Source organism: uncultured Eubacterium sp. (assembly GCF_937958975.1).
Lineage (GTDB): Bacteria > Bacillota > Clostridia > Lachnospirales > Lachnospiraceae > Eubacterium_G.
Genome location: NZ_CALGRE010000017.1, coordinates 39,148 through 62,209, shown reverse-complemented (window position 1 = coordinate 62,209; position 23,062 = coordinate 39,148). Strand labels below are relative to the sequence as shown.

22 protein-coding genes are annotated in these 23,062 nt (G+C 35.7%); 2 read left to right on the top strand and 20 right to left on the bottom strand.

What is annotated here, in order from left to right:
- Nucleotides 1-65: 65 nt before the first annotated feature.
- The 3 genes from Q5O86_RS03275 to Q5O86_RS03265 form a co-directional block, all read right to left on the bottom strand.
- A complete protein-coding gene (locus Q5O86_RS03275; protein WP_302625721.1) occupies nt 66-473 on the bottom strand; it encodes a GNAT family N-acetyltransferase in 408 nt (135 codons plus the stop codon).
- Between the two features lie 67 nt (nt 474-540).
- Nucleotides 541-927 (bottom strand): DUF1284 domain-containing protein, encoded by a 387-nt coding sequence (locus Q5O86_RS03270; protein WP_302625720.1) that lies wholly within the window; start codon nt 925-927, stop codon nt 541-543.
- A complete protein-coding gene (locus Q5O86_RS03265) occupies nt 908-1,471 on the bottom strand; it encodes a biotin transporter BioY (RefSeq protein ID WP_302625719.1) in 564 nt (187 codons plus the stop codon). Before Q5O86_RS03265 ends, Q5O86_RS03270 begins: the two co-directional genes overlap by 20 nt.
- Before the next feature lie 219 nt (nt 1,472-1,690).
- Here Q5O86_RS03265 and Q5O86_RS03260 point away from each other — a divergent pair, with 219 nt between their 5' ends.
- Complete coding sequence (locus Q5O86_RS03260; protein ID WP_302625718.1) at nt 1,691-2,665, top strand: biotin--[acetyl-CoA-carboxylase] ligase; 975 nt, start codon at nt 1,691-1,693, stop codon at nt 2,663-2,665.
- A 73-nt stretch (nt 2,666-2,738) separates the two neighbouring features.
- On the opposite strand, the gene Q5O86_RS03255 is transcribed toward Q5O86_RS03260, so the two are convergent.
- The 14 genes from Q5O86_RS03255 to Q5O86_RS03190 all read right to left on the bottom strand — a co-directional run bounded on the left by Q5O86_RS03255 (nt 2,739) and on the right by Q5O86_RS03190 (nt 17,413).
- Entirely contained in the window at nt 2,739-3,107 is a 369-nt protein-coding gene (locus Q5O86_RS03255; RefSeq protein WP_302625717.1) for a hypothetical protein, read from the bottom strand.
- A gap of 1 nt (nt 3,108) precedes the next feature.
- Nucleotides 3,109-5,703 (bottom strand): hypothetical protein, encoded by a 2,595-nt coding sequence (locus Q5O86_RS03250; RefSeq protein WP_302625716.1) that lies wholly within the window; start codon nt 5,701-5,703, stop codon nt 3,109-3,111.
- Nucleotides 5,693-6,037: a hypothetical protein gene (locus tag Q5O86_RS03245; RefSeq protein ID WP_302625715.1), complete on the bottom strand. Its 345-nt coding sequence runs from the start codon at nt 6,035-6,037 to the stop codon at nt 5,693-5,695. The genes Q5O86_RS03250 and Q5O86_RS03245 overlap by 11 nt, the downstream gene beginning before the upstream one ends.
- A 4-nt stretch (nt 6,038-6,041) precedes the next feature.
- Nucleotides 6,042-6,446 (bottom strand): hypothetical protein, encoded by a 405-nt coding sequence (locus Q5O86_RS03240; RefSeq protein WP_302625714.1) that lies wholly within the window; start codon nt 6,444-6,446, stop codon nt 6,042-6,044.
- A 1-nt stretch (nt 6,447) separates the two neighbouring features.
- Entirely contained in the window at nt 6,448-6,588 is a 141-nt protein-coding gene (locus Q5O86_RS03235; protein WP_302625713.1) for a hypothetical protein, read from the bottom strand.
- A 121-nt stretch (nt 6,589-6,709) separates the two neighbouring features.
- Nucleotides 6,710-7,918: a carbon-nitrogen hydrolase family protein gene (locus Q5O86_RS03230; RefSeq protein WP_302625712.1), complete on the bottom strand. Its 1,209-nt coding sequence runs from the start codon at nt 7,916-7,918 to the stop codon at nt 6,710-6,712.
- Nucleotides 7,919-8,172: 254 nt separating this feature from the next.
- Nucleotides 8,173-9,330 (bottom strand): molecular chaperone DnaJ, encoded by a 1,158-nt coding sequence (gene dnaJ / locus Q5O86_RS03225; RefSeq protein ID WP_302625711.1) that lies wholly within the window; start codon nt 9,328-9,330, stop codon nt 8,173-8,175.
- Nucleotides 9,331-9,447: 117 nt separating this feature from the next.
- Nucleotides 9,448-11,304 carry a molecular chaperone DnaK gene (gene dnaK, locus Q5O86_RS03220; protein ID WP_302625710.1) on the bottom strand — a complete coding sequence of 619 codons (1,857 nt, stop codon included), beginning with the start codon at nt 11,302-11,304 and terminating at the stop codon, nt 9,448-9,450.
- 56 nt (nt 11,305-11,360) lie between these two features.
- Complete coding sequence (gene grpE / locus Q5O86_RS03215) at nt 11,361-12,017, bottom strand: nucleotide exchange factor GrpE (RefSeq protein ID WP_302625709.1); 657 nt, start codon at nt 12,015-12,017, stop codon at nt 11,361-11,363.
- A gap of 30 nt (nt 12,018-12,047) precedes the next feature.
- The gene (gene hrcA, locus Q5O86_RS03210; RefSeq protein ID WP_302625708.1) at nt 12,048-13,091 is read right to left on the bottom strand and encodes a heat-inducible transcriptional repressor HrcA; all 1,044 of its coding nucleotides are present in this window, start codon (nt 13,089-13,091) and stop codon (nt 12,048-12,050) included.
- A 411-nt stretch (nt 13,092-13,502) separates the two neighbouring features.
- Nucleotides 13,503-14,879: an aldehyde dehydrogenase gene (locus Q5O86_RS03205; protein ID WP_302625707.1), complete on the bottom strand. Its 1,377-nt coding sequence runs from the start codon at nt 14,877-14,879 to the stop codon at nt 13,503-13,505.
- A 13-nt stretch (nt 14,880-14,892) separates the two neighbouring features.
- On the bottom strand, nt 14,893-16,089 hold the full coding sequence (locus tag Q5O86_RS03200) for an iron-containing alcohol dehydrogenase (RefSeq protein ID WP_302625706.1): 1,197 nt from the start codon (nt 16,087-16,089) through the stop codon (nt 14,893-14,895).
- 15 nt (nt 16,090-16,104) lie between these two features.
- A complete protein-coding gene (locus Q5O86_RS03195) occupies nt 16,105-16,941 on the bottom strand; it encodes a DegV family protein (RefSeq protein WP_302625705.1) in 837 nt (278 codons plus the stop codon).
- Between the two features lie 25 nt (nt 16,942-16,966).
- A complete protein-coding gene (locus tag Q5O86_RS03190) occupies nt 16,967-17,413 on the bottom strand; it encodes a MarR family winged helix-turn-helix transcriptional regulator (protein ID WP_302625704.1) in 447 nt (148 codons plus the stop codon).
- Between the two features lie 212 nt (nt 17,414-17,625).
- On the opposite strand from Q5O86_RS03190, the gene Q5O86_RS03185 reads away from it, so the two are divergent.
- Entirely contained in the window at nt 17,626-19,041 is a 1,416-nt protein-coding gene (locus Q5O86_RS03185; RefSeq protein WP_302625703.1) for an MATE family efflux transporter, read from the top strand.
- Nucleotides 19,042-19,119: 78 nt separating this feature from the next.
- Here Q5O86_RS03185 and Q5O86_RS03180 read toward each other — a convergent pair whose 3' ends face one another.
- The 3 genes from Q5O86_RS03180 to rbr all read right to left on the bottom strand — a co-directional run bounded on the left by Q5O86_RS03180 (nt 19,120) and on the right by rbr (nt 23,033).
- Nucleotides 19,120-21,285, bottom strand: coding sequence for a PTS transporter subunit IIABC (locus Q5O86_RS03180; protein WP_302625702.1), 2,166 nt, complete (start codon nt 21,283-21,285; stop codon nt 19,120-19,122).
- A 79-nt stretch (nt 21,286-21,364) separates the two neighbouring features.
- A complete protein-coding gene (locus Q5O86_RS03175) occupies nt 21,365-22,234 on the bottom strand; it encodes a patatin family protein (RefSeq protein ID WP_302625701.1) in 870 nt (289 codons plus the stop codon).
- A gap of 259 nt (nt 22,235-22,493) precedes the next feature.
- Complete coding sequence (rbr, locus tag Q5O86_RS03170) at nt 22,494-23,033, bottom strand: rubrerythrin (protein WP_302625700.1); 540 nt, start codon at nt 23,031-23,033, stop codon at nt 22,494-22,496.
- Between the last annotated feature and the right edge of the window lie 29 nt (nt 23,034-23,062).

The window sequence follows — 23,062 nt, the reverse complement described above, 5'->3', positions numbered from 1 at the left end:
AAAATTTATTAACGGGAGACCGATTCATATATTTAATATTTTTTAATTAATTTTTCCTCCAAACTCTAGGAAATTTTTTTAATCATAATTAATTCAAAATCTTCATCCAAAGGGTAAAACCCTCCTACTTTTTTATATTGCAATCTATCATAGAATTTTTTTGCTTCTTCATTTTCCTGCGTCGATGTCATCACAACATGGTACCCTAATTTTTTCATCTGATTTTCCCAATGTACAACAAGCTGTCTGCCTATTCCCTTATTCCTGTCTTCTTCTAAAATATAAAGCAAATTCATAAAAGGGGTATTATCCCAAAACAAGTTATAACGTAACCATCCACAAAATCTTTTCCCATCTTCAATAACATATATTCGATTCTGGAGAATTGAATTTAATAATGTTTCTTTCGAAATATGCCCGTCATAATTCATTAAAATATCAAAATCTTTTGTGTTTGCTAATCTAATTTCCAACTTTTCTTCCTTCACAAATATTATTTTTTCACAACTGCAATTCCCACGAATTTTGTAAATAATTTTATTATTGTTGCATTGCTTTATGGAAACAAATATCAGACCATCTGCATTCCCCACATACCTCTTTTACTTTTCCCTTTAATATTATCTCATTACCAACACTTTTGCAAATGTCGCTCCACTTACTTAACTTATGGATATCATAAATCTGCTCAAAGACCCTTTTATCATGTTCTAATATATTTTTTTCATTTTTACAATTTTCTCCTATACAATTAGGACATTTCATACATAAATCATCTACACCGCTTACTATTTCGACATATGGATTTTCTCTGTCCAATATGTCTTTGATATCTGCCATATTTGCGATAAATTCATCACTGTATCCTTTTCCTTCAAAAAATTGTAAACACAGCATATGATGAGGTCTAATCAAAAATCTTTGCATGTTTTTTTACTCTATCTATTATAATCGTTGCAATAGCTATTTTTATCAAATCCGGAATCAAATATGGAAATACACATATACTCAAGGTCGATAACATTCCGGTTTTTGTAATAACCATAAACCAGATTGTACCAATAGCAAAATACACGACTGCACCAACAATCATGGCTATCACCATAATAGCAATTCTCATATTTGTTTGTAATTTTTTTGAACTCTCAATAATAACCCCTGTAATAATTGCAGTAAAAATAAAACCTACAATGTATCCTCCTGTTGGCCCGGCTATAACAGATGGCCCGCTTGTAAAACCTGCAAAAACCGGAATGCCTATCACTCCCAACAAAATATATACAATGACAGAGACTACTCCTCTTTTTGCCCCAAGCAAGCCTGTTGCAACAAATACCGCAAATGTCTGCAATGTAAAAGGAACCGGCTCAATTGGGATTCTAATCCATGAACATACTGCAATCAATGCCGTAAATATTGCAATTAAAACCATATTTTGTACTGAAAAAATATTCTTATCCTGTGTACTCATCTTTTTTCCTCACTTTTCGCTTAATATTTAATTTCGTTTTTTCAACCGTCACCATTTTATTCCAATTTAGTGCAATTGTCAACCTATTATTTTATTAAGCTAACATTTTGCAGTTTCAATATTGTTTTCCATAGACTTAAATGCTATACTTATATTTCAAGACTTTCTTGTTACAATCACACTAATTTTATCGAATTAGCTATAACTATGGAGGGAAATATGAGCGTTAAAGATGAAGTTTTAAAACAGTTGGAAAATAATAAAGGTACCTATTTTTCAGGAAGCGAACTTGCAGCATCACTGGGTGTAAGTCGAAATGCTGTTTGGAAAGCTATTAAATCATTAGAAAAAAGCGGATATAAAATATCAGCAATTCCCAACAAAGGTTATAGCCTTGACACAGAGAACGACATTCTCTCATCATGGAGCATTCAGCAACATTTAAAGAGCAATGAACTTAATCTTACTGTATATGAGAGTGTCACTTCTACAAATACTGTTTTAAAAGAATTGGCTGAACAGGGTGCCTCACATGGTACTGTTATTATCTCTCAGATGCAAACTGCCGGGAAAGGACGAATGGGAAAGAAATTCTATTCTCCTTCTAAAACAGGTATTTATTTAAGTATCTTAGTAAAACCTGATATTCCTGCAGCAGAAGCATTATTCCTTACTACTTCTGCTGCCGTTGCCACCGCAAAGGCTATCGAAGATGTCTCTAATAAAAAGGCAGATATCAAATGGGTAAATGATATATATATTTCAGACAAAAAAGTCTGCGGCATTTTAACAGAAGCGGCATTCAATATTGAAACCGGTAAACTTGACTATGCAATTGTTGGTATTGGTATCAATATTTGTTATCCCAAAAACGGATTTCCTCCTGAAATAAACAAGATAGCTACAGCCGTTTTTGATAAAGATAGTGATACCATAAATAAACGCAGTATACTTATCGCACATTTGTTAGATTATTTTATGGATTACTATAATAATTTTAGTACAAAGTCATATGTAAAAGAATACATTGAACGCTCAATGCTTATTGGACGTGACATTTCTGTTATCAATGGCAATGACACAATTCCTGCAATTGCCAAAGAAATTGATAACGCCTGCCGTCTGAAAGTACAATTTAATGATGGAACTGAAAAATGGCTCTCGTCGGGAGAGGTAAGTATAAAAATAAAATAGAAACAACAAAAGGTCTTTTAATTATTTTTATCTTATAAATAAAAACGCTAAAAAGCCATAGCTATACATTTTTCTATTCACAAATTGCACTTTTTCTGATGGCAATTCTGTCGCTTTTCCCATTTAAATATTCAAATTTTTGGGTAACTAATACATCCAACATTCCTTCTGTATAATCCACTCCCATTACTTCAATTGTTATATTTCCTTTACTGCTCAAGCTTGTACTCAAAATGTGCACAAACTGTGCTATCATCTCCTTATCACTAGAAATTGATTTCTGCTTTTCTACCTGACTATCTTTTACAGTCTGTTTCACGGCAGCTGACACAACTCTGTTTAATTCATCCTGTCTTGCCGATTTGCTATCCACAGAAATTAGAATTAATGATACAAGCATAATTATAACTGCCAGTCCTATTGTAATAATTATTTGTTTCATATCACCAACCTTCTGACAATTTTATATTCATCTCTTTACTTATGATATATCCATTGTCCCGAACAGTATTTTTTAAATTTTCTACTTTATTTTTGGATAAACTAATTTTATATAAACCTTCTCCTGATTTTCTTTTTAAACTGGAACAAAGTATCTGATTTAAATTATTTTCACTATCACTTCCTATTAATACATACCACTTTGAACTGCTCACCAACGTATTGATATATTCATAAGATATAAACCTGACGTGATTTGTTTCTATATTATTTTTTACAATATATACATTTAAATTTACAAAGGATGATACTGTACCCGATTTATTACATGCTTTTAAAACTAATACATATTTTTTCACACATTCTGTATTCATATATTGTTCTGTATTAATATCATTATCTTCTCTAATAATATTCTCTTTTTCATCCTTTATCTGAATAATCGATACATCATAAATTTTTCCAGTATGTAAGTCATCCTCAACCGTTACCCTCTTTAGCAATTCTTTCTTATTCAAAGTTATTTTTTGTCCTACCAGAAAAAATCTATCTGTTGCATTGATATCTATTCTTGTTATCTCAGGTTCCTTCCACCTGGCATATAATACTCTTGTCCCATTATAATTATATATTGCCCCAGGCTTTATTTGACTTCCATTCCCTTCACTGGCAAAATTCCAATGAGCGGTATCATCGATAACTGTACCATTTCTTTTGATTACATTACTACTAATGTATATACTTTCTGACCAGAATTTGACTTGTGTTTCAGGCATATTTTGAACAACTTCCTCAGTATTTTTATCATATTTTATTTGATATTTTTCACTTATAATAATCCAATAATCCTCATAGTTATTAACCTGCTCACTGGGTCTTATACATTGGGTTTGTTTTAACCCTAGACATTTATACTTTTTTATTGTTTTTTTATCTTTATACTCATCCTCAGGTCTCCCTTTATAATATAATTCTTCCGTAGCGCTTGTTCCCACATATCCTGCCTTTATCAAACGCGTTCCATTTGCTTTTATTTCCGGTTCAATATTTGCAATATACCCTGACTTTTTTAACAGTTTTCCAACAATCTCAATATATGTATCTTTTGTGAGGTATACCTCATTCTCATCGCTTATATATGTTTCCTCTGAAAATTCCAGTTTCCCCTCTACATAGATACCTCTTCCATGGATATTACTAACATTTTCAAATGCAATACTATTTTTCATTAACAATATTGCCTCTCTATCAATACATATAGCTCCCCCATTTTGCTCTGCCATATTCTTATCAAACTTTGAATCTATTACAGATGCCTTACATTTTAAAAGCAGTCCACCGCCACTTCTTTTCGATACATTCCCTCGAAACAAACATGACTCAATAATAACTCTTGTATTATTGGAACCTATTGCCTCTGACGGAAGCCATAAGCCTGCACCACTTAACCTGCTTGTATTATTGGAAATATCCATATTCTTCAAATAGATAATTGAATTATTTTGTAAACTCGATTTACCACAGCAGATTCCTCCGCCATTCTTTTCTGAATGATTGTCACTTACCTTTCCCCCATAAAAATAAGCTTTTCCTCCCGAATTATCACCGATACCTCCATTACATCTTATACCTCCACCACTTGCACTGGATGTATTATTCAGAATTTCCGGTCCCACTCCTGATTCTTTACCAACATATAAGGTCGCTCCATAACCTGTAAATACCGCACCTCCGGTGCCACCCGAATTATTATTATTTAACGTTCCACCATATATTTTACATACCGACTCATCACTTACAAACACTGCACCACCTTCCTCGGCAGCAGTACAATTATAAATTTTCCCACCATTTATCGTAACATCCGCTAACTCATACCCATAAATGGCTCCTCCCTCTGTAGATGATTTGCAATCATGTATTTCTGCTCCATCATGGACAACCAATATTCCCTGTTGCACTTTAATTGCCCCTCCGTCAATTCCCTCCGAATTACTTATCTCACCTCTTACAATGAGTTTTCCTCTACAGAAAACCGGAGAACCGCTTCCACCTTTTTTGTTATTTTTCATATTCAACATATGACTGTTTTTGTCAAGCACCACCGATGCTTTCTCACTAATATAAAGCCACCCTGAGCACTCTCTTTTTTCAGTAAATACAGAACTCATACCACCTAATTTGAGTATATATTTAGTCTCCGGATATCCAAATACTACCTGTGCATTTCCATTAAGTCTCATACAGTATTTTGGATTTTCTTTATCATTAATCGTTGCATTTAAATCGGAGGAACGCTTTATTGTTCTATCTGCATTCTTTGCATAAATTCTAAACTTTCCATTAGGGACTTTTATCGTATTTGTCAGGGAAATTGTTTGATTTACAGCAATATATACCCATGAACTCTTTCCCTTCTCTGACAAAACTTTTTTTAACTCACTCTCCGTATTTATCACATATGGATTATTTTTACTCCCGGTTCCTGAATATCCATACACGTTACATTGTCCAAGTAACAATATGAAAAATATTATACCTACCAAAAAAAATGAAAACTGTTTATAACTTATATCTCTCCCTATATTATCTTGCATATCCCTCAATCACCGCCTGTTTTTCAAATTTATCACCAAACATTTTAAATATTGGCAAAATAACTTTATATTGCATTTTTACTAACCGGCTTGGTTGCTCTGTATAAATTGTCAAATCTTCTACCGATAAGTCATATCCTTTGTCTTTTGCTTCACTGATACATTGTTCAATAATCTGATAATTACAATTACTATCTTCTATTCTATTAACTACTACATTATAAAAATTTCTGGCATCAGAAGATTGATTATTGCTGCTAATTATAGAAGAAAAAAGAATACACGATATCGTAATTGCTATTACCATAGAAAACATTTCAATAGCTATTTTCATATATTTACTCCACGATTACATTAATATATTTTGTACATGCCAACTGTCTTTCAGATGTCACGACGCATCTAATCTTATACACACCTCTTTTGAATGTATCCACCTTTCCATAAATATTTATTCTTTCTGATATATCTTTTCCATCATAATCTTTTGCCGATATAAAATCTCTACAGTTAAACTTTTCGTTTTTATATTCTGTATATATAATTTCGTCCGCTTCAATAATCGGATATTTTCCTGTACTTTCTTTTATAAATTTGCTGCTATTTTTACTTATATCTGTTTTATATTGGGGCGTAATTTTGTTCCACTTATCCACACAGACTGAGCAGATTATAATAACCATAATAATTCCTATGATTCCATAGATTAAGGCTTCGCCATGTTCATTCAATAACGTTTCCAACCTATCCTCCTATAATTTCAGATAATCCATATGCTTCCATGTTACTTACAGCAATTATCACCATAAATATTAAAACAATTGACACAATTGAAACAATACCACTTACTATCACACCTCCATGCTCTGATAAAAATAAATCCATTACCATTCCTCCTCTAACCTGTTACAGCCATCAATATTTCATAAAAACCTGCGATTACAAAAATATATAATATTCCAAAAATTACACACTGCCCTGCCTCTGACAATAAAAGCTTCATGATTTAGCCTCCATTCACAACATTTGATATTGATGAAGTGAAAACAATAATCATCAATATCATATCAACAATAATTTTTATAACTCCGACTAACATTGGTAATGCTGTTAACATTCCAGCAGCACCAATTTTATCTTTATTTTTCATTTCTTCAGCTCTTCCTGCCATTTTATTGTTTCTATCAATAATAGATTCTAACTGATTGTCTGACTGCTCTTTTCCAAGCTCATTCATTGAGTAAAACATTTTAATAGATGATTTGATATCCTGCAAATCAAGCTCCTTTAAAAAATTATCATATGGTTCTATTCCAACAGGATACTTTTCAAAATCTACTAATAATTTTCTAACCGGTCTTTTCAAAACAAATGGTAAATTTTTATATGTATTTTCAATAGAAGACTGTACTGTATCGTTCTGTAAATTAATTGCCACCTCTCGAATCCAATCCGGAAAAACTTTTTTTATTTCTTTTTCTAAAGTCTTTTTTGCTTTTTTATATGATAATTGTTCTATACAGGATAATGACTTTTTATCATAATATCCCTTTTCTGCTAGTACATAATATTTTATTATCAAATTATCCGGCAATGTATTTCTATCCTTTATCCAGTCAAAATTCAGTCTTTTATTCACAAATAGGTATGAAAAGAGCATACTTATAATCATGAATGCTGAACCAATCTGATATATAATATGTTCCGTATATCTATATTGTTTTGGTATCGGTTCATCTCCGACACTCAATCCTTCTGCATACTCTTCATCTGTTAAATGTGTTTTTTCATAAGTATCCACCGTTCCATCCGGACTACAAATTACTGTAGCAGAGTAATACTTTCCGTTTTCCTGAATCATCGAACCAAATAAAATATACATCTCATACGTTTCTGCCAATGCACTGATAATTGTAACCGACTTGTTTTTGTCAACATCAATTGCCGCTTTTTTCGTTGATGTTAAGGCATATTCAGGAAATACTAAAATCTCATCCCCTTCCCTATAAGCTTCTTTAATATACTTTTTCATCTTAGTCAGATTTTCTTTTTCCATACCCTCACCGCTTAGCGTAGCATCAAAATTCACTAATCCGATGTCAAATCCCTCTTCCGCCGCAGCAACTTTTACTGTTCCCTCCACTTCCGGAACAAGTGTCACTATCAGTGCTATTATCATAATAAATGATAATAGCTTCGTCATTCCTTCTCTCATGTTTTGTCTCCTTTTCTTTCATTTCGCAGTAAAATATCGTCTGCTACAAATTGTATATATACTTATGGGCAAACAAAAATGGGAAGCTATGTTGCATAAGCTCCATTGCTTCCCATCTGCGTTGAGACAGATATTACGACGAAACTGTCTCTATGTCAATGAAATTTTAGGGTTTCTAATTTTATTATAGTTTTTCCTGATTTTCTAATGTTTTAAGTTTCAAATATTCTTTGATGTTTGAAGAATGTTAACTATTAAAAGAACTTCTTTTTCTTCTTTTTCTCATGCGTCTCCGGCTTCACTCCATCAAACTCATGAAGCGTATTTCCCGAAATTGCATCCAATTTCTTAATCAACTCTCTCTGCTCTGCATTTAGTTTATTCGGAACCTTAACTACAAGGGTAGAATACTGGTCTCCCCTTGAATTTTGATTATGCACATGACACACGCCCTTACCTTTCAGTCTAATGCGTGTTCCTGTCTGTGTACCCGGCTTAATGTTAAACTTCACATCTCCGTCAATTGTCTTCACACGAATATCTCCACCGAGAGCCGCCTGTGCAAAAGAAATATATGTTGTACTATAGAGATTCATTCCGTCACGTTCAAACTGACTGCTTGGTGCCACGCGGACATCTACCAAAAGATCCCCTCTAGGTCCGCCATTTACACCCGGTTCTCCTTCGCCCGTTTTACGGATTCTCTGCATGTCATCGATTCCGGCAGGGATATCAATCGTAATCTTCTTTCTCGTCTCCTTATATCCCGAGCCATAACATTCCGGACATTTTTCTTTGATAATTTTTCCGGTTCCATGACAATCCGGGCAAACCTGCGTACTCTGCATCATACCAAACATAGTCTGTTGACGTGATACATATTGTCCCTGTCCATTACACTTGGAACATGTTTCCGGAGAAGTACCGGGTTTTGCACCATTTCCATTACATGTCTTACAGGTTTCCTTATAATTAATCGTGATTTCCTTCTGACAGCCAAAAACTGCCTCCTCAAAAGTGATTCTGATTCCTGTTCTCACATCAGCACCACGCATTGGTCCATTGCTGTTCCTCGAACGTCCTCTGCTGCCGCCAAAAATATCACCAAAAATATCGCCAAAGCCACCAAATATGTCACTAAAATCCATATTATTAAAATCAAATCCGCCTGCTCCGCCAGCGCCGTCAAATGCTGAATGACCAAACTGGTCATACTGCCTTCTCTTTTCTGCATCACTTAAAACAGCATAGGCTTCTGAGGCTTCTTTAAACTTTGCTGCCGCTTCCTCATCTCCCGGATTTGCATCCGGATGATATTTCTTTGCAAGGTTTCTGTATGCCTTTTTAATTGTGGCATCATCGGCATTTTTATCTACACCTAATACTTCATAATAATCTCTCTTATCCGCCATAAAAATATACCTTCCATTAACTAACTATAATGTATATTATATCGTGGGAAATCCCGTCCGTTTTATTACGGGCGGGAATTTCCAATTTCTCGTATCAAGGGGAACTCCCCTCCTTTTTTATACCTCAGTAAAATCTCCATCTACTACATCATCATCTGGAGCTGCTCCTGCATTCATGTCAGGACCTGCACCCTGTGCACCGGCCGCACCTTGTGCCTGCTCATACATTTTTTGGAACAGCTGCTGTGCAGAATTCATTAATTTTTCTTTTCCGGACTTTAATTCCTCTACCTGTGCTTCTGTCGGTTCATTTTCACCTATTGCAGATACAGTAGCTTTTAAAGCATCAATATCAGCCTGAACAGCCTGCTTATCCGCATCAGACAACTTATCGCCTGCTTCATTCATTGCCTGCTCTGTCTGAGTGATAATTGCATCTGCCTCATTCTTAGCGTCTATTGCCTCTTTACGTTTCTTGTCAGCTGCCTCAAATTCAGCTGCTTCTTTTACTGCCTTATCAATATCTTCATCTGACATATTTGAGCCTGCTGTAATTGTGATATGCTGCTCTTTTCCTGTTCCAAGATCCTTTGCAGATACGTTAACAATACCATTTGCATCAATATCAAATGTAACCTCAATCTGTGGAACACCTCTTCTTGCCGGTGGAATACCATCTAATCTGAACTGTCCAAGTGACTTATTATCTCTTGCAAACTGTCTTTCACCCTGTACTACATTGATATCAACAGCCGTCTGATTGTCTGCTGCTGTAGAGAATATCTGACTCTTCTTTGTAGGAATTGTTGTATTTCTCTCGATAAGTCTTGTGGCAACACCACCCATTGTCTCGATTGATAATGAAAGCGGCGTTACATCAAGAAGAAGGATATCACCTGCTCCTGCATCTCCTGCTAACTTACCACCCTGAATGGAAGCGCCAACAGCAACACACTCGTCCGGATTCATCTTCTTCGATGGTTCATGACCTGTCAACTGTTTTACTTTATCCTGAACTGCCGGGATTCTTGTAGAACCACCTACCAATAATACTTTGCTCAATTCTGATGCTGTAATGCCTGCATCACTTAATGCATTCTGTACCGGAATGGCTGTTCTCTCAACAAGGTCTCTTGTCAATTCATCAAATTTAGCCTTTGTCAGTGTCATATTCAGATGCTGTGGTCCCTGCTCATTCGCTGTAATGAATGGGATATTAATTTCAACCTGTGTAGCTGATGAAAGTTTTTTCTTTGCATCCTCTGCCTCAGCCTTAATTCTCTCCATAGCCATCTTATCATTAGAAAGGTCAATACCTGTCTTAGACTTAAAGTCCGCTACCATATAATCCATGACTTTCTTGTCAAAATCATCACCACCAAGCTTATTATCACCGTTTGTTGCGAGAACTTCAATGACTCCATCACCGATTTCGATAACCGATACATCAAATGTACCACCACCTAAATCGTATACCATAATCTTTTGCTCTCCCTCATTATCAAGACCATAAGCTAAAGCTGCTGCTGTAGGCTCGTTGATAATTCTCTTTACATCCAAACCTGCAATCTTTCCTGCGTCTTTTGTCGCCTGTCTCTGTGCATCATTAAAATAAGCCGGAACTGTGATAACTGCCTCTGTTACCTTTTCGCCAAGATAACTTTCAGCGTCTGCTTTTAACTTCTGAAGAATCATAGCTGAAATTGCCTGTGGTGTATAGTTTTTATCACTAATATTTACTTTGTAATCTGTACCCATATGTCTTTTAATGGATGAGATTGTACCTTCTGCATTTGTCACAGCCTGACGCTTTGCCTGTTCACCAACTAATCTTTCGCCATCTTTCTTAAATGCTACAACAGATGGTGTTGTTCTGGCTCCGTCAGCATTTGTAATAACTGTAGGTTCTCCACCTTCCATAACTGCAACACATGAATTTGTTGTTCCTAAATCAATACCAATAATTTTTCCCATTTTAGTTTCCTCCTGAAAATAACTTTGTTCTATATATTTTTAACTATTAACTTTTATTAGTTTGCAACCTTTACCATACTATGTCTGATGACTGTGTCTCTATATTTATAGCCCTTCTGTAATTCCTGAGACACAACATTTTCTCCGAGTTCCTCATTGTCCTCATGCATCACTGCATTGTGAAGGTCCGGGTCAAATTCTTTTCCCTCTGCCTCAATTGCTGTAACTCCCATATCTGTAAGTGTCTGCAATAACTGTTTATAGATAAGATTCATTCCCTCACCTACAGGAGACTCTAAATCCTCTTCACTCAGTGCAGCTACCCCTCTCTCAAAATTATCTACGATAGGTAATATTTTTTCTATAATAGATTTTGCACCGGTTTCAAACATTGCTGCTTTCTCTTTTTCGCTACGGCTTCTAAAATTCTGAAACTCTGCAAATAGTCGCTGATACTTATCATTTAATTCTTCTATCTGCTCATCTTTCTTGTCTTTCTTTTTAAAACCACGCTTTTTTTTCTTATCGGCTTTGTCTTTATCAGAAACTTCTGACTCAGATACATTTTCTGCCGTACTATCCGAATCTGTAGATTCTGCGGAATTTTCTTCTGACTCTCCGCCTTTCGCTTTTTCTTCTACTTCATCCTCAGGTTCTTTTGAAGCTGCATCTTTTTCAAGGTTTTCATCTAAATCTTTGTTTTCTTTTTCCATCGGATTGTCATCCTTTCTTTATAGTTAATATTAATTGTCCTCTTTGAAACTATCACTGAGCTGCTCTTTTACAATTCGAAGTGTTTCCACAACCTTCTCATAATCCATTCTCTTTGGACCTATAATACCAATTGTTCCCTTGAATCCATCATCTAATTCATAAGTGGCTGTCACGACACTGCAGTCTTTCATAGACTGTACCGGGCTTTCACTTCCAATATAAACCTGTATGCCCGTTTCCTCATCATTCTCATTAATCAGTTCTGTAAGCTGCGATTTTTCTTCCAAAGTTGTAAGCAGCTGACTGGCTCTCTCTTTATCACTAAGCTCAGGATATTTAAAAATATTTGTTGCACCGGATGTATAAATCTTCATCTGTGCTTCCGTAGCGATTGCTTCGGTAATTGCCTTTAACACCTCATTGACAAGCCCCTCAAGCTCTCCCGCCTGAGATGTCAATGCCGATATAACACCTAAGTTAATCTCTTCCATAGATAATCCTGCAAGAGCTGTGTTCATGGCTACATTAAGCCTGACTAACATTTCCTGATTAATTTCCTGATTTACTTTCACGATTTTATTTACTACATGATTTTTATCGGAAACAACCGTACATAATAATTGTGCCTTATCTAATACTGATAACTGGATAAATTTGATTTTATTTCCTTTAGACTTCGGTGCGGATACCATCGTGGCATAATTTGTATTATTTGCTAATACTTTTGCCATATTTTGAAGCAAGGTCTCTACCTTATCCACTTTTTCAATCAACAGGTCTTCCTTCTCGGTTACTTTCTTTTCTCTCTCGTCTAACTCTGTTAACTTTTCCTTTAACATGTTATCCACATAGAATCTGTAACCTTTATCTGTAGGGATACGACCGGCAGATGTGTGAGGCTGTATGATATAGCCCATCTCTTCTAAGTCAGACATTTCATTTCTGATTGTGGCTGAACTTAAGTTTAAATCAGTATTCTTGGAAATAGTTCTGGAACCTACCGGCTCACCTGTGTCAAGGTAGCTTCGGATAATAGCATCCAGAATCTTCTCTTTTCTATCGCTAAGCTCCATATTCATCTCCTTTTCTTTGTTAGCACTCATTTGTTTTGAGTGCTAATATTCTATCTGACATTAAAATAGCACTCTGAGAGTGCTTTGTCAACAATTTAAATAAAAAAGTTTTGTGAATTATTTATGAACAAGGGTATTTGAAATATTGGAATATATTAGAATATTTAAACCGATTAGATATTTTCTTGACTTATTTGCGTTCGTTATTATGCTAGTTGGCATCATAACTTTTATTGAACACTATAAGCATAATCACTGGAAGCGGCATCAGCCGCATTCCGGAATTGTAAGCGGTCGTCAAATGTCCATCTATGCAAGCATGATGTCCATTTTCCTCGTCGCCATCACCAAAAAATAGCGTCCCAGACTTGGTGAGTTAGACGCTATTTTATAGAATATAACTGTTTTTTCTTATTTCAAAAACATTCTCACCAATTTATCCATGATTTTTGTATATGGCTGATATCTCATCGGCATATCAATCCAATTATATTTTCTCAATATACTTTTCTCATGTGAAAATGTCTGAAAACTCTTAATTCCGTGATATGCCCCCATTCCGCTGTTTCCGACACCGCCAAATCCCATGCGTGACGTGGCAAGATGAAGTATGGTATCATTGATACAGCCGCCGCCAAATGTGACTTTTTCTGTAAACAGTTTCTGTACTTTTCTGTCATTCGAAAAGATATATAGCGCTAATGGGTGTGGTCTGGTTTCAATAAATTGTACAGCGTCATTTATCTCTTTGTATGTAATGACCGGCAATACCGGTCCAAAAATTTCCTCCTGCATAACATCATCACTCTCTGTCACATTATCCAACACAGTAGGCTCTATTCTTAACTGTTCTTCGATTCCTTTCCCTCCAAGAATAACCTTCCTTTCATCAATCAATCCCATTACTCTACGATAATGTTTTTCATTAATCATTTTTCCATAATTCTGATTTTCCAGAGGGTTCTCCCCATACATCTTCTTTACCGTATCAATCAATATATTCAAAAATTTTTCTTTTACTGTTTCCTCTATTAATAAGTAATCCGGTGCCACGCAGGTCTGTCCCAGATTCAAATACTTTCCAAATGCCAGTCTCTTCGCCGCCAGCTTAAGATTGGCAGTCTTATCTATAATACATGGACTTTTTCCACCTAATTCAAGAGAAACCGGAGTTAGATTTTTTGCCGCCTTTTCCATGACAAGCTTCCCGACATTCACTCCTCCGGTGAAAAAGATATAGTCAAATCTCTGTTCCAATAATTCCGTATTTTCTGCTCTTCCACCTTCTACCACTGCCACATAGCTATCATCAAAAACCTGCTCCAGTATTTTCTTTATTATAGAAGATGTTGCAGGCGAATATGCCGATGGTTTTGCCACAACACAATTACCGGCGGCAACTGCTCCTATTAATGGCTCCATTGTAAGCATAAACGGATAATTCCATGGTGCCATCACAAGCACTACACCATAAGGCTCAAACACAGAATAACTTTTCCCATGAAAATTTGTTAAATCTGTTATATGCCGTTTTGCTCTGCTCCATCTTTTAATATGTTTTATTTGGTAAGACAATTCTGAAAGTGTCAATCCCACTTCACACATATAAGATTCCGATGGTGATTTTCCCAGGTCCTCATATAAAGCCTGATTAATTTCATTTTCATATTTTAAAATAACAGACTTCAACTTCTTTAGATAATAAATTCTCTTATTGATATCCAAAGTCTCTTTCGTATTAAAAAACTTTCTTTGATGCTCTACTACCATATTAATATTTTTTTCCATTGCAAAACCTCTTTTATTTTTTTACTTTTCTGTAAATTTCCTCAAGTTCTTTCCTGTCCATCAGCTTTGGTACCGGATAAAGAGGATTACTCTCTTTATCTGCATATTTTGCCATTTTCCGAATATCCTTCTCCTGTATTTCTTCTATATATGTAGGAATATTCATGGATTTGTTCATTTCTTTTATCCATTTAATAAACTCTTTTGCTCCGATTTCATTATCACTATTTGTTATGATACCCGCTTTTCTTCCCAATTTTGCAAGTTTTTTATAACAACTTTCTCCATACATCTCTAAGACATATGGAAGAATCACAGCATTTGCCAATCCATGAGGGACACCATACTTTCCCCCAAGAGAATGTGCCACGCCGTGCACATATCCCACATATGACTGTGTAAACGCAATGCCTGCATAATATGCTGCCTTTAACATATTTTTTCTGGCTTTTTTATTATTTCCATCTTCATAAGCCTGCTTCAAATTTTCACCAATTAGTTTCACAGCTTTTTCTGACATTGTTCTTGTATATTTTGTTGTACTTCCTCCAATATAAGCTTCCACAGCATGCGTAAGTGCATCCATTCCCGTCGTTGCCGTGAGAGATTTTGGGAGACTCGTCGTCACTGAATAATCCAAAACTGCATATCTCGGTATAAGAACAAAATCGTTAATCGGATATTTATGATGGGTTTCATCATCCGTAATTACTGCTGCTAACGTCGTCTCACTCCCGGTTCCTGCCGTTGTCGGAATTGCAAAAAGCAGTGGAAGTTTTTTATGTATTTTTAACAATCCTCTCATCTTACTCACAGACTGTTTCGGCTTTACAACTCTTGCTCCGGTTGCTTTCGCGCAATCCATTGCAGAGCCTCCACCCAGCGCAATGATTGCCTGACAATTTGCTTCTACATATTTTTTTCGTGCAGCTTCCACATTTGAAATCGTAGGATTCGCAACTGTCTCATCAAAATATTCGTATTTTACATTTTTCTCTTCTAAAATATTAGTGAGCTTTTTCCCCAGTCCTATATTGGTTATTCCTTTATCAGTTATAACTAAAACCTTATCAATATTCTTTTTCTTTAAGACATCGGGAATGTTTACCATTCCATCTAGTATTTCCGGTCCTCTATAAGGCAGAAAAGGAAGTGCCACCCTAAAACAAAATTGAAAAGTTCTGCAATAAATTTTTTTATAAAATCTCATTTTCTACTCCATTCTTTAACTTCTGACATAAATAATTCCATAAGCTCCTACACCGATGTGCGTTCCTATCGTTGGTCCAATCTGGAGTATCTCATCAAACTTTATACCATTTTCCTTTGCTCTTTCCACAAATGTATCACAATTCTCTGTACCATACGAATAAAGAGCATACACTGGAAACGCAGTATCTATCGTATCCTCACCAATCAGCTTAATCATATCATTTAAAGCTTTTTTCTTTCCAATACTTTTCGCCTTGACACAAATTTTTCCCTCATCCGTAAAAGTAATCAAAGGTTTTATTTTCGCCATATTGCCGATTCCCGCTTCCAGTTTTGAAAGCCTACCGCCTTTATAAAGGTTATCCAATGTATCAAGAACTGCATACAAAGTAACCTTTCCTTTTATTTGTTCAATCGCTTTTACAATTTCCTCTGCACTTTTTCCCTGCTCCCTCAGTTTCATACCATAATCTACCATAACCTTAATATTGAAAGAAGCTGCACAGGAGTCAATAATATATATCCTATCATAATCTACCATATTCTTTGCTAAATTAGCACTCTGATACGTTCCACTCAATTCAGATGCCAACGTGACAACAATTACCTCATCACCATTCTTTTTCGCCATTTCAAAAACATCGACATACTCCTGCGGTGACGGTTGTGCTGTTTTCGGGAAATTTTCTGACACTTCCAGCATTTTAAAAAATTCATCTTTGGAAATATCTACTCCCCCATAATATGTTTTCTCGTCCACTGTAACCGAAATAGATATATACTCAATTCCTTTTTCCTCTGCCTCCTTTTTTTCATAATCCGAAGCAGAATCTACTAAAAATCTAATCATTTTCCTCTCTCCGTCCTTTCTGACATTAACTGTTTTTTAAATAATCTGCCGCTGCACCCGACACATCATTAAAAATTTTAATTATATCTTCGACTTTTTCTTTACCAATTTTTTCTACGATATCACTTACTGTCTCAATAATTTTTTTATGTTCTCTCTCATAAATGTCAATATTCTTCTCATTAAAAATTACGAATACCTGTCTTTTGTCTTTTTCTGAACGTCTTCTCTCGACTAATCCTTTCTTTTCAAGATAATTGATTGTTCTGTTCATTAAAGACTTATGCATATTTGTTTTCTCACACAAATTGGTTGCTGTAAGATATTCTTCCGGATAGCTATTTCTCTGATGATACAGTAGATTGCACACAATTGCTTCGTTATAAGACATACCCGAAACAATTCTCTTATTGCAAATAGTTACGGAAAGTCTGAGCCATGCACTAAGTAACTCTTCATTTATTTGTTTCATAAAACCTCTCTTCCCAAAATAGTATACATTGTAAACTTTTTACTTTGTATACTTTACTACTCATCTTTTTATTCGTCAAGTTTTAATAGGATTCCATCGAAAATCCTTGAAAGAATGGTTGCAATCAACCGGAAATTTATGTTATCCTACTACCTATCACTATCTAAAAATAAAAGTTCAATCATAATATTATTGTAAGGGGGTTTATCACTATGCAATCAGATAAAAAAACAACTTTAAAATCAAAATATTTTGGCGATAAAAACTTTTATAAAATGATTATGGCAATTGCGCTTCCCATAGTCATCCAGAGTCTTTTTACAAACTTTGTCGTTATGCTTGACAATGTAATGGTCGGAAAAGTCGGAACGGACCAGATGACGGGTGTTGCTGTAGTTAACCAATTGATGTTCGTGTTCAATCTGGCCGTATTTGGAGGTATGTCGGGAGCCGGTATTTTCTCCGCCCAGTATTTTGGTCAGGATAATCATAAAGGCGCACGAAATGTTTTTAGAATGAAATTAATCATCGGAATCGGTATTATTGTTATCAGCCTTGCTGTATTCCTACTTTTACATAAGCCGCTTATTCATATGTTTTTGCATGAAGGAGGCAATTCGGGAAATATTAATGCCACTTTTGAATATGCGAGAAGTTACCTATATATTATGCTATTTAGCATCGTTCCCTTTGTGATATCAAATTGCTACAGCACTATGTTAAAAGAGGCAGGTCAGACTGTTGTCCCTATGATGGCAGGTGTTGCTGCTGTTGCAGTTGACTTTATTTTTAATGCATTACTTATTTTTGGTTTATTTGGATTTCCTAAATTAGGAGTTGTGGGAGCGGCAATAGCCACGGTACTTTCCCGCTTTGTGGAATGTGGTTACCTTATGATTTATACTCACAAACATTCTGATAAATATCAATTTATAAAAGGTGCTTATAAGAGCCTTCGTGTACCTCTGACTTTAGTTAAAAACGTCGTGGCTAAAGGTACCCCACTGTTAATCAATGAATTTTTGTGGGCTGCCGGAATTACTATGCAGACACAGGCTTTGTCCACAAGAGGTCTCGCCGCGGTTGCAGGGCTGAACATTGCCAATACAATTAATAATGTAGTCAACACCGTATTCTTAACTATGGGTGTCGCCATTTCTATTGTTATTGGTCAGTTATTGGGAGCAGGAAAAATCAAAGAAGCAAGAGACACTGACAGAAAAATGATTACTTTTTCTGTATTAATATCATTATGTGTCTCTGCAATTCTATTAATTGCCGCTCCATTATTTCCGCAAATCTATAATACAACCGGTGAAATCCGCTACCTTTCCAGTCGGTTTATTTTAGTATTTGTTCTCTCCACCCCATTTAATGCGTTTACAAATGCTGCATACTTTACTTTAAGAAGTGGTGGAAAAACAATCATGACCTTTATCTTTGACAGCGGATTTATCTGGTGTATTAATGTACCGCTGGCAATGGTTTTAGCTCATTTCACAACACTTCCAATTGTCTGGATGTTTTTTATTATCAGTATGTTAGAAGCTGTAAAAGCTATCATTGGTTTTATTCTCGTAAAACGCGGCAACTGGCTTAATACTATTGTCGAATCAAATACACATTAGAACAAATCACCAAAAATAACATTGACTGTATAAAGAAAAGGATATTGCACTTTTTTGAAGTACAATATCCTTTTAATTTTATTCAAATATATCAACTACAAATAAATCTTCGCCAGCCTGTATATTTCCATCCTTTAGCAGACGAATCCTCATTTTTTCATTTAAATCAGTACATAAAACCGGTGTGGCAAGAGAAGGTGCATTTTTCTTTAAATACTCTAAATCCAGTTTCATTAAAGTATCACCTTTTTTTACAATATCTCCTTCTTTTACAAAAACATCAAAACCTTTTCCGTTTAATTTTACAGTATCAATACCCACATGGACGATTAGATTCACTCCACTATCGGTTTGTATTCCCACTGCGTGCTTCGTATCAAATATAAAGCTTATCGTTCCATCCACAGGCGCTTTAACCACAGGAGCCCTAGGAGTTACAACGGCGCCATCTCCCATCATTTTTGAAGCAAAAGCCTCATCCGGTGCATTTACAATATCATCCGCCGTTCCGGTAACCGGACTTACAACAACAATTGTATCTACAATTGCCCCAGAACCTGACTTTTCGTCATTTGCGGATTCTTTTATACTCTTTGCTTCCCGCTCTTCCTCAAAAATCTTCTCCTGTATTTCTAACAAATCTGCGGCGCCACTCTCAAGAAAGTCTTCAAAGTTTGATTTTATTACGGTGACCTTTGGACCATAAATAATCTGAACTCCGTTTCCTTTATGAACAACACCGGAAGCTCCTGTCATTCTAAGTGTTGAATCATCTACAAGTTCCGCATTATATACTGTACATCTCAGTCTGGTAGCACAGCAATCTACATCAGAAATATTACTCTTACCACCTAATCCACGGCAGATTCCTGCTGACAACTCATCTTTCATCACATTTTTTTGTTCATTTTCTCCACCTCTTTTTTTCGCTTCGACATCACTTCTCTTATATAGTTTAACTTCATCATCATCGAATCTTCCCGGTGTTCTTAAATTTAATTTCTTTATCAAAAAGCTAAAGAGGAAATAATACACAATAAAATATCCAATTCCTACAATAATAATCCACACCCAGTTTGTCTTTGCATTTCCCTGCAGAACACCAAACAGGAACATATCAATTAAACCACCGGAGAAAGTCATTCCCACGCCAACATTAAAGAAATGCATTAATGCATAAGCAAGTCCTGCAAATATACAATGTATTCCATATAATAACGGAGCCACAAACAGGAATGTAAATTCTAACGGTTCTGTGATACCTGTAAGCATTGATGTGAGTGCTGCGGACAGTAAAAGACCTGCCACTAATTTTCTTTTTCCTGGCTTTGCAGTTCTATACATCGCAAGCGCTGCTCCCGGTAAACCAAAAATCATAAGTGGGAATTTTCCCGACATAAATCTTGTGGCCGAAACTGCAAATTGTTCTACTGTAGGGTCCGCTAACTGCGCAAAGAATATATTCTGTGCACCTTCAATAATCTGACCTCCAACTTCCATAGTTCCACCGACTGCCGTCTGCCAAAATGGTATATAGAATACATGATGAAGTCCAAACGGAATTAAAAGTCTTTCCATAAACCCGTATAGCCATGTTCCCACATAACCCGAATTTAACACCAGGTCTCCTACTGCGTTAATCCCTGCCTGAACTGCCGGCCAGACGAAAAACATTAAAATTCCTACAAGTGTATATACCAATGCACTGATAATCGGAACAAATCTGGTTCCTCCAAAGAAGGACAGTACCTGCGGCAACTCAATTTTATAAAATTTATTATGAAGTGCCGCTGTTCCTAAACCAACTAAAATACCTCCAAACACGCCCATTTGAAGCGATGTAATACCACACACATCAGCTACCGCCCCCTGAAGCATTGTTTCTGCTCCTCCATTAATTGAAATCAAGGCACTAATTGACGCATGCATAATAAAAAATGAAATAACCGATGCCAGAGCCGCTACTTCTTTCTCTTTCTTTGCCATACCAATTGCAACACCGATTGCAAACAATATCGGCAAATTGGCAAACACAATATTTCCGGCATCATTCATAACCTGAAAAATTGCATGAAAAACAGTTCCCTGCCCCATAACATTTTCTAATCCATATGTTCTCAGCGTAGTTTCATTTGTAAACGAACCACCTATACCGAGCAACAAACCTGCTACAGGTAAAATGGCTATCGGAAGCATAAAAGACCTTCCCACACGCTGCAAAACACCAAAAATCTTGTCTTTCATATGAGTCTCCTTAAATTTATATTCTTTTTTATTTTTCACCTAAAAAGGAAAATCATACATAAAAAAAGAATTTAGTTCTTCATTCACCTTGCTTCCGGTTTTTATTTAAAAATCTTTTTATATTGTCTAAATGCTGTATTCCTTCTTTTCTTCCTGTTTCATACAACGCTTCTAACTTTTTCGGATTTTTTTCTGTCCTTCCTATTTCGACCGGCTCTTGAGGACGTATAATATATACCTCTTTATCCGCTTCCAGTTTTTTTAAATCCTCTAACGTTTTATTGTACATTTCATGTCTAACTTCCATATCATGTACTAAGTTTGGATACTTTTTCCCCATCTTCAATTTTATTAATGGCAATGCCGAACTTTTCTCTTTTCTATATCCATCGTGTTGTGTCAGAATCACTAAGTTTTTCTTATATCCCATCTCTCTAAATTTATGAATTGGAATCGCATCGGAAATCCCACCATCTAACATCTGTATCCCGTCAATTTCTACGATTCTGGAAACAAGAGGCAGAGACGCTGAAGCACGGTACCACTGCACATCTACACTGTCGCCATTTGGACACAAGTGATAAATTGGTTTTCCGGTATTAACATCTGTTGTTACCACATAAAACTCCATAGGGTTCTTTTGGTATGTCTCTATATCAAAAATATCTAACTTTTCCGGCAACTCTTTATAACAAAATTCTGCACCATATAAATCTCCCGTCTTTATTAGAGACTTCATACTATGATATCTTGGGTCTTTTGAATACTTTAAATTATATCGAATAGAACGTCCAATCTGTTTCGATTTGTAATTACAGCCAAAAACTGCTCCCGCCGAAACACCTATTGCCCCATCCACTGTAATATGATTCTCCATCATTATATCAAGAACGCCTGCCGTGTACATTCCACGCATAGCTCCACCCTCTAATACAAGCCCTGTTTTCATTTCAATCCCTTTCCTCAAATTTTATCATTACATAATAGTATAACACAAAATGAGACAAACCAACCGTCGATTTTTCAAGTCATCATAAGCGCTATCTGCCGCATTAGGGATTATATATACATCTCTAAAGCAATTCCGCAAGCTTTTTGTTTTTTGCCCGTCGCTTACACACAAAAAAAGAGTCCGCATGCGAACTCTTTTATAGAGAATCAGTACCTCATTATCTCCAGTCTCTCTGCAAACCCTTTTTCTTATCAGATTAATAATTCTCTGCTTTTATCTGAAAATAAGCCTGAGGATGTGCACATACCGGGCAAACCTCCGGTGCTTTTTTCCCAACTACAATATGACCACAATTTAAACACTGCCATACACAATCACCATCTCTTGAAAATACTAAATCACCCTCAATATTTTCCAATAATTTCTTATATCTTTCTTCATGCTCTTTCTCAATCTTAGCAACTCCCTCAAAAAGCTCTGCTATCTCATCAAAACCTTCTTCTCTTGCCTCTCTCGCAAAGCCTGCATACATATCTGTCCACTCATAGTTTTCGCCTGCCGCTGCATCCTTAAGATTATCAATGGTTGATGGTATATTCCCCCCATTTAATAATTTGAACCACATTTTTGCATGCTCTTTTTCATTTGCTGCTGTCTCCTCAAATATATTGGCAATCTGAACATATCCATCCTTTTTAGCTTTTGAAGCATAATATGTATACTTATTTCTAGCCTGTGATTCTCCTGCAAATGCTGCCTGTAAATTTGCTTCTGTCTTTGTACCTTTTAATTCCATTTGTTATATCCTCCATTGTTTTTTTTTAT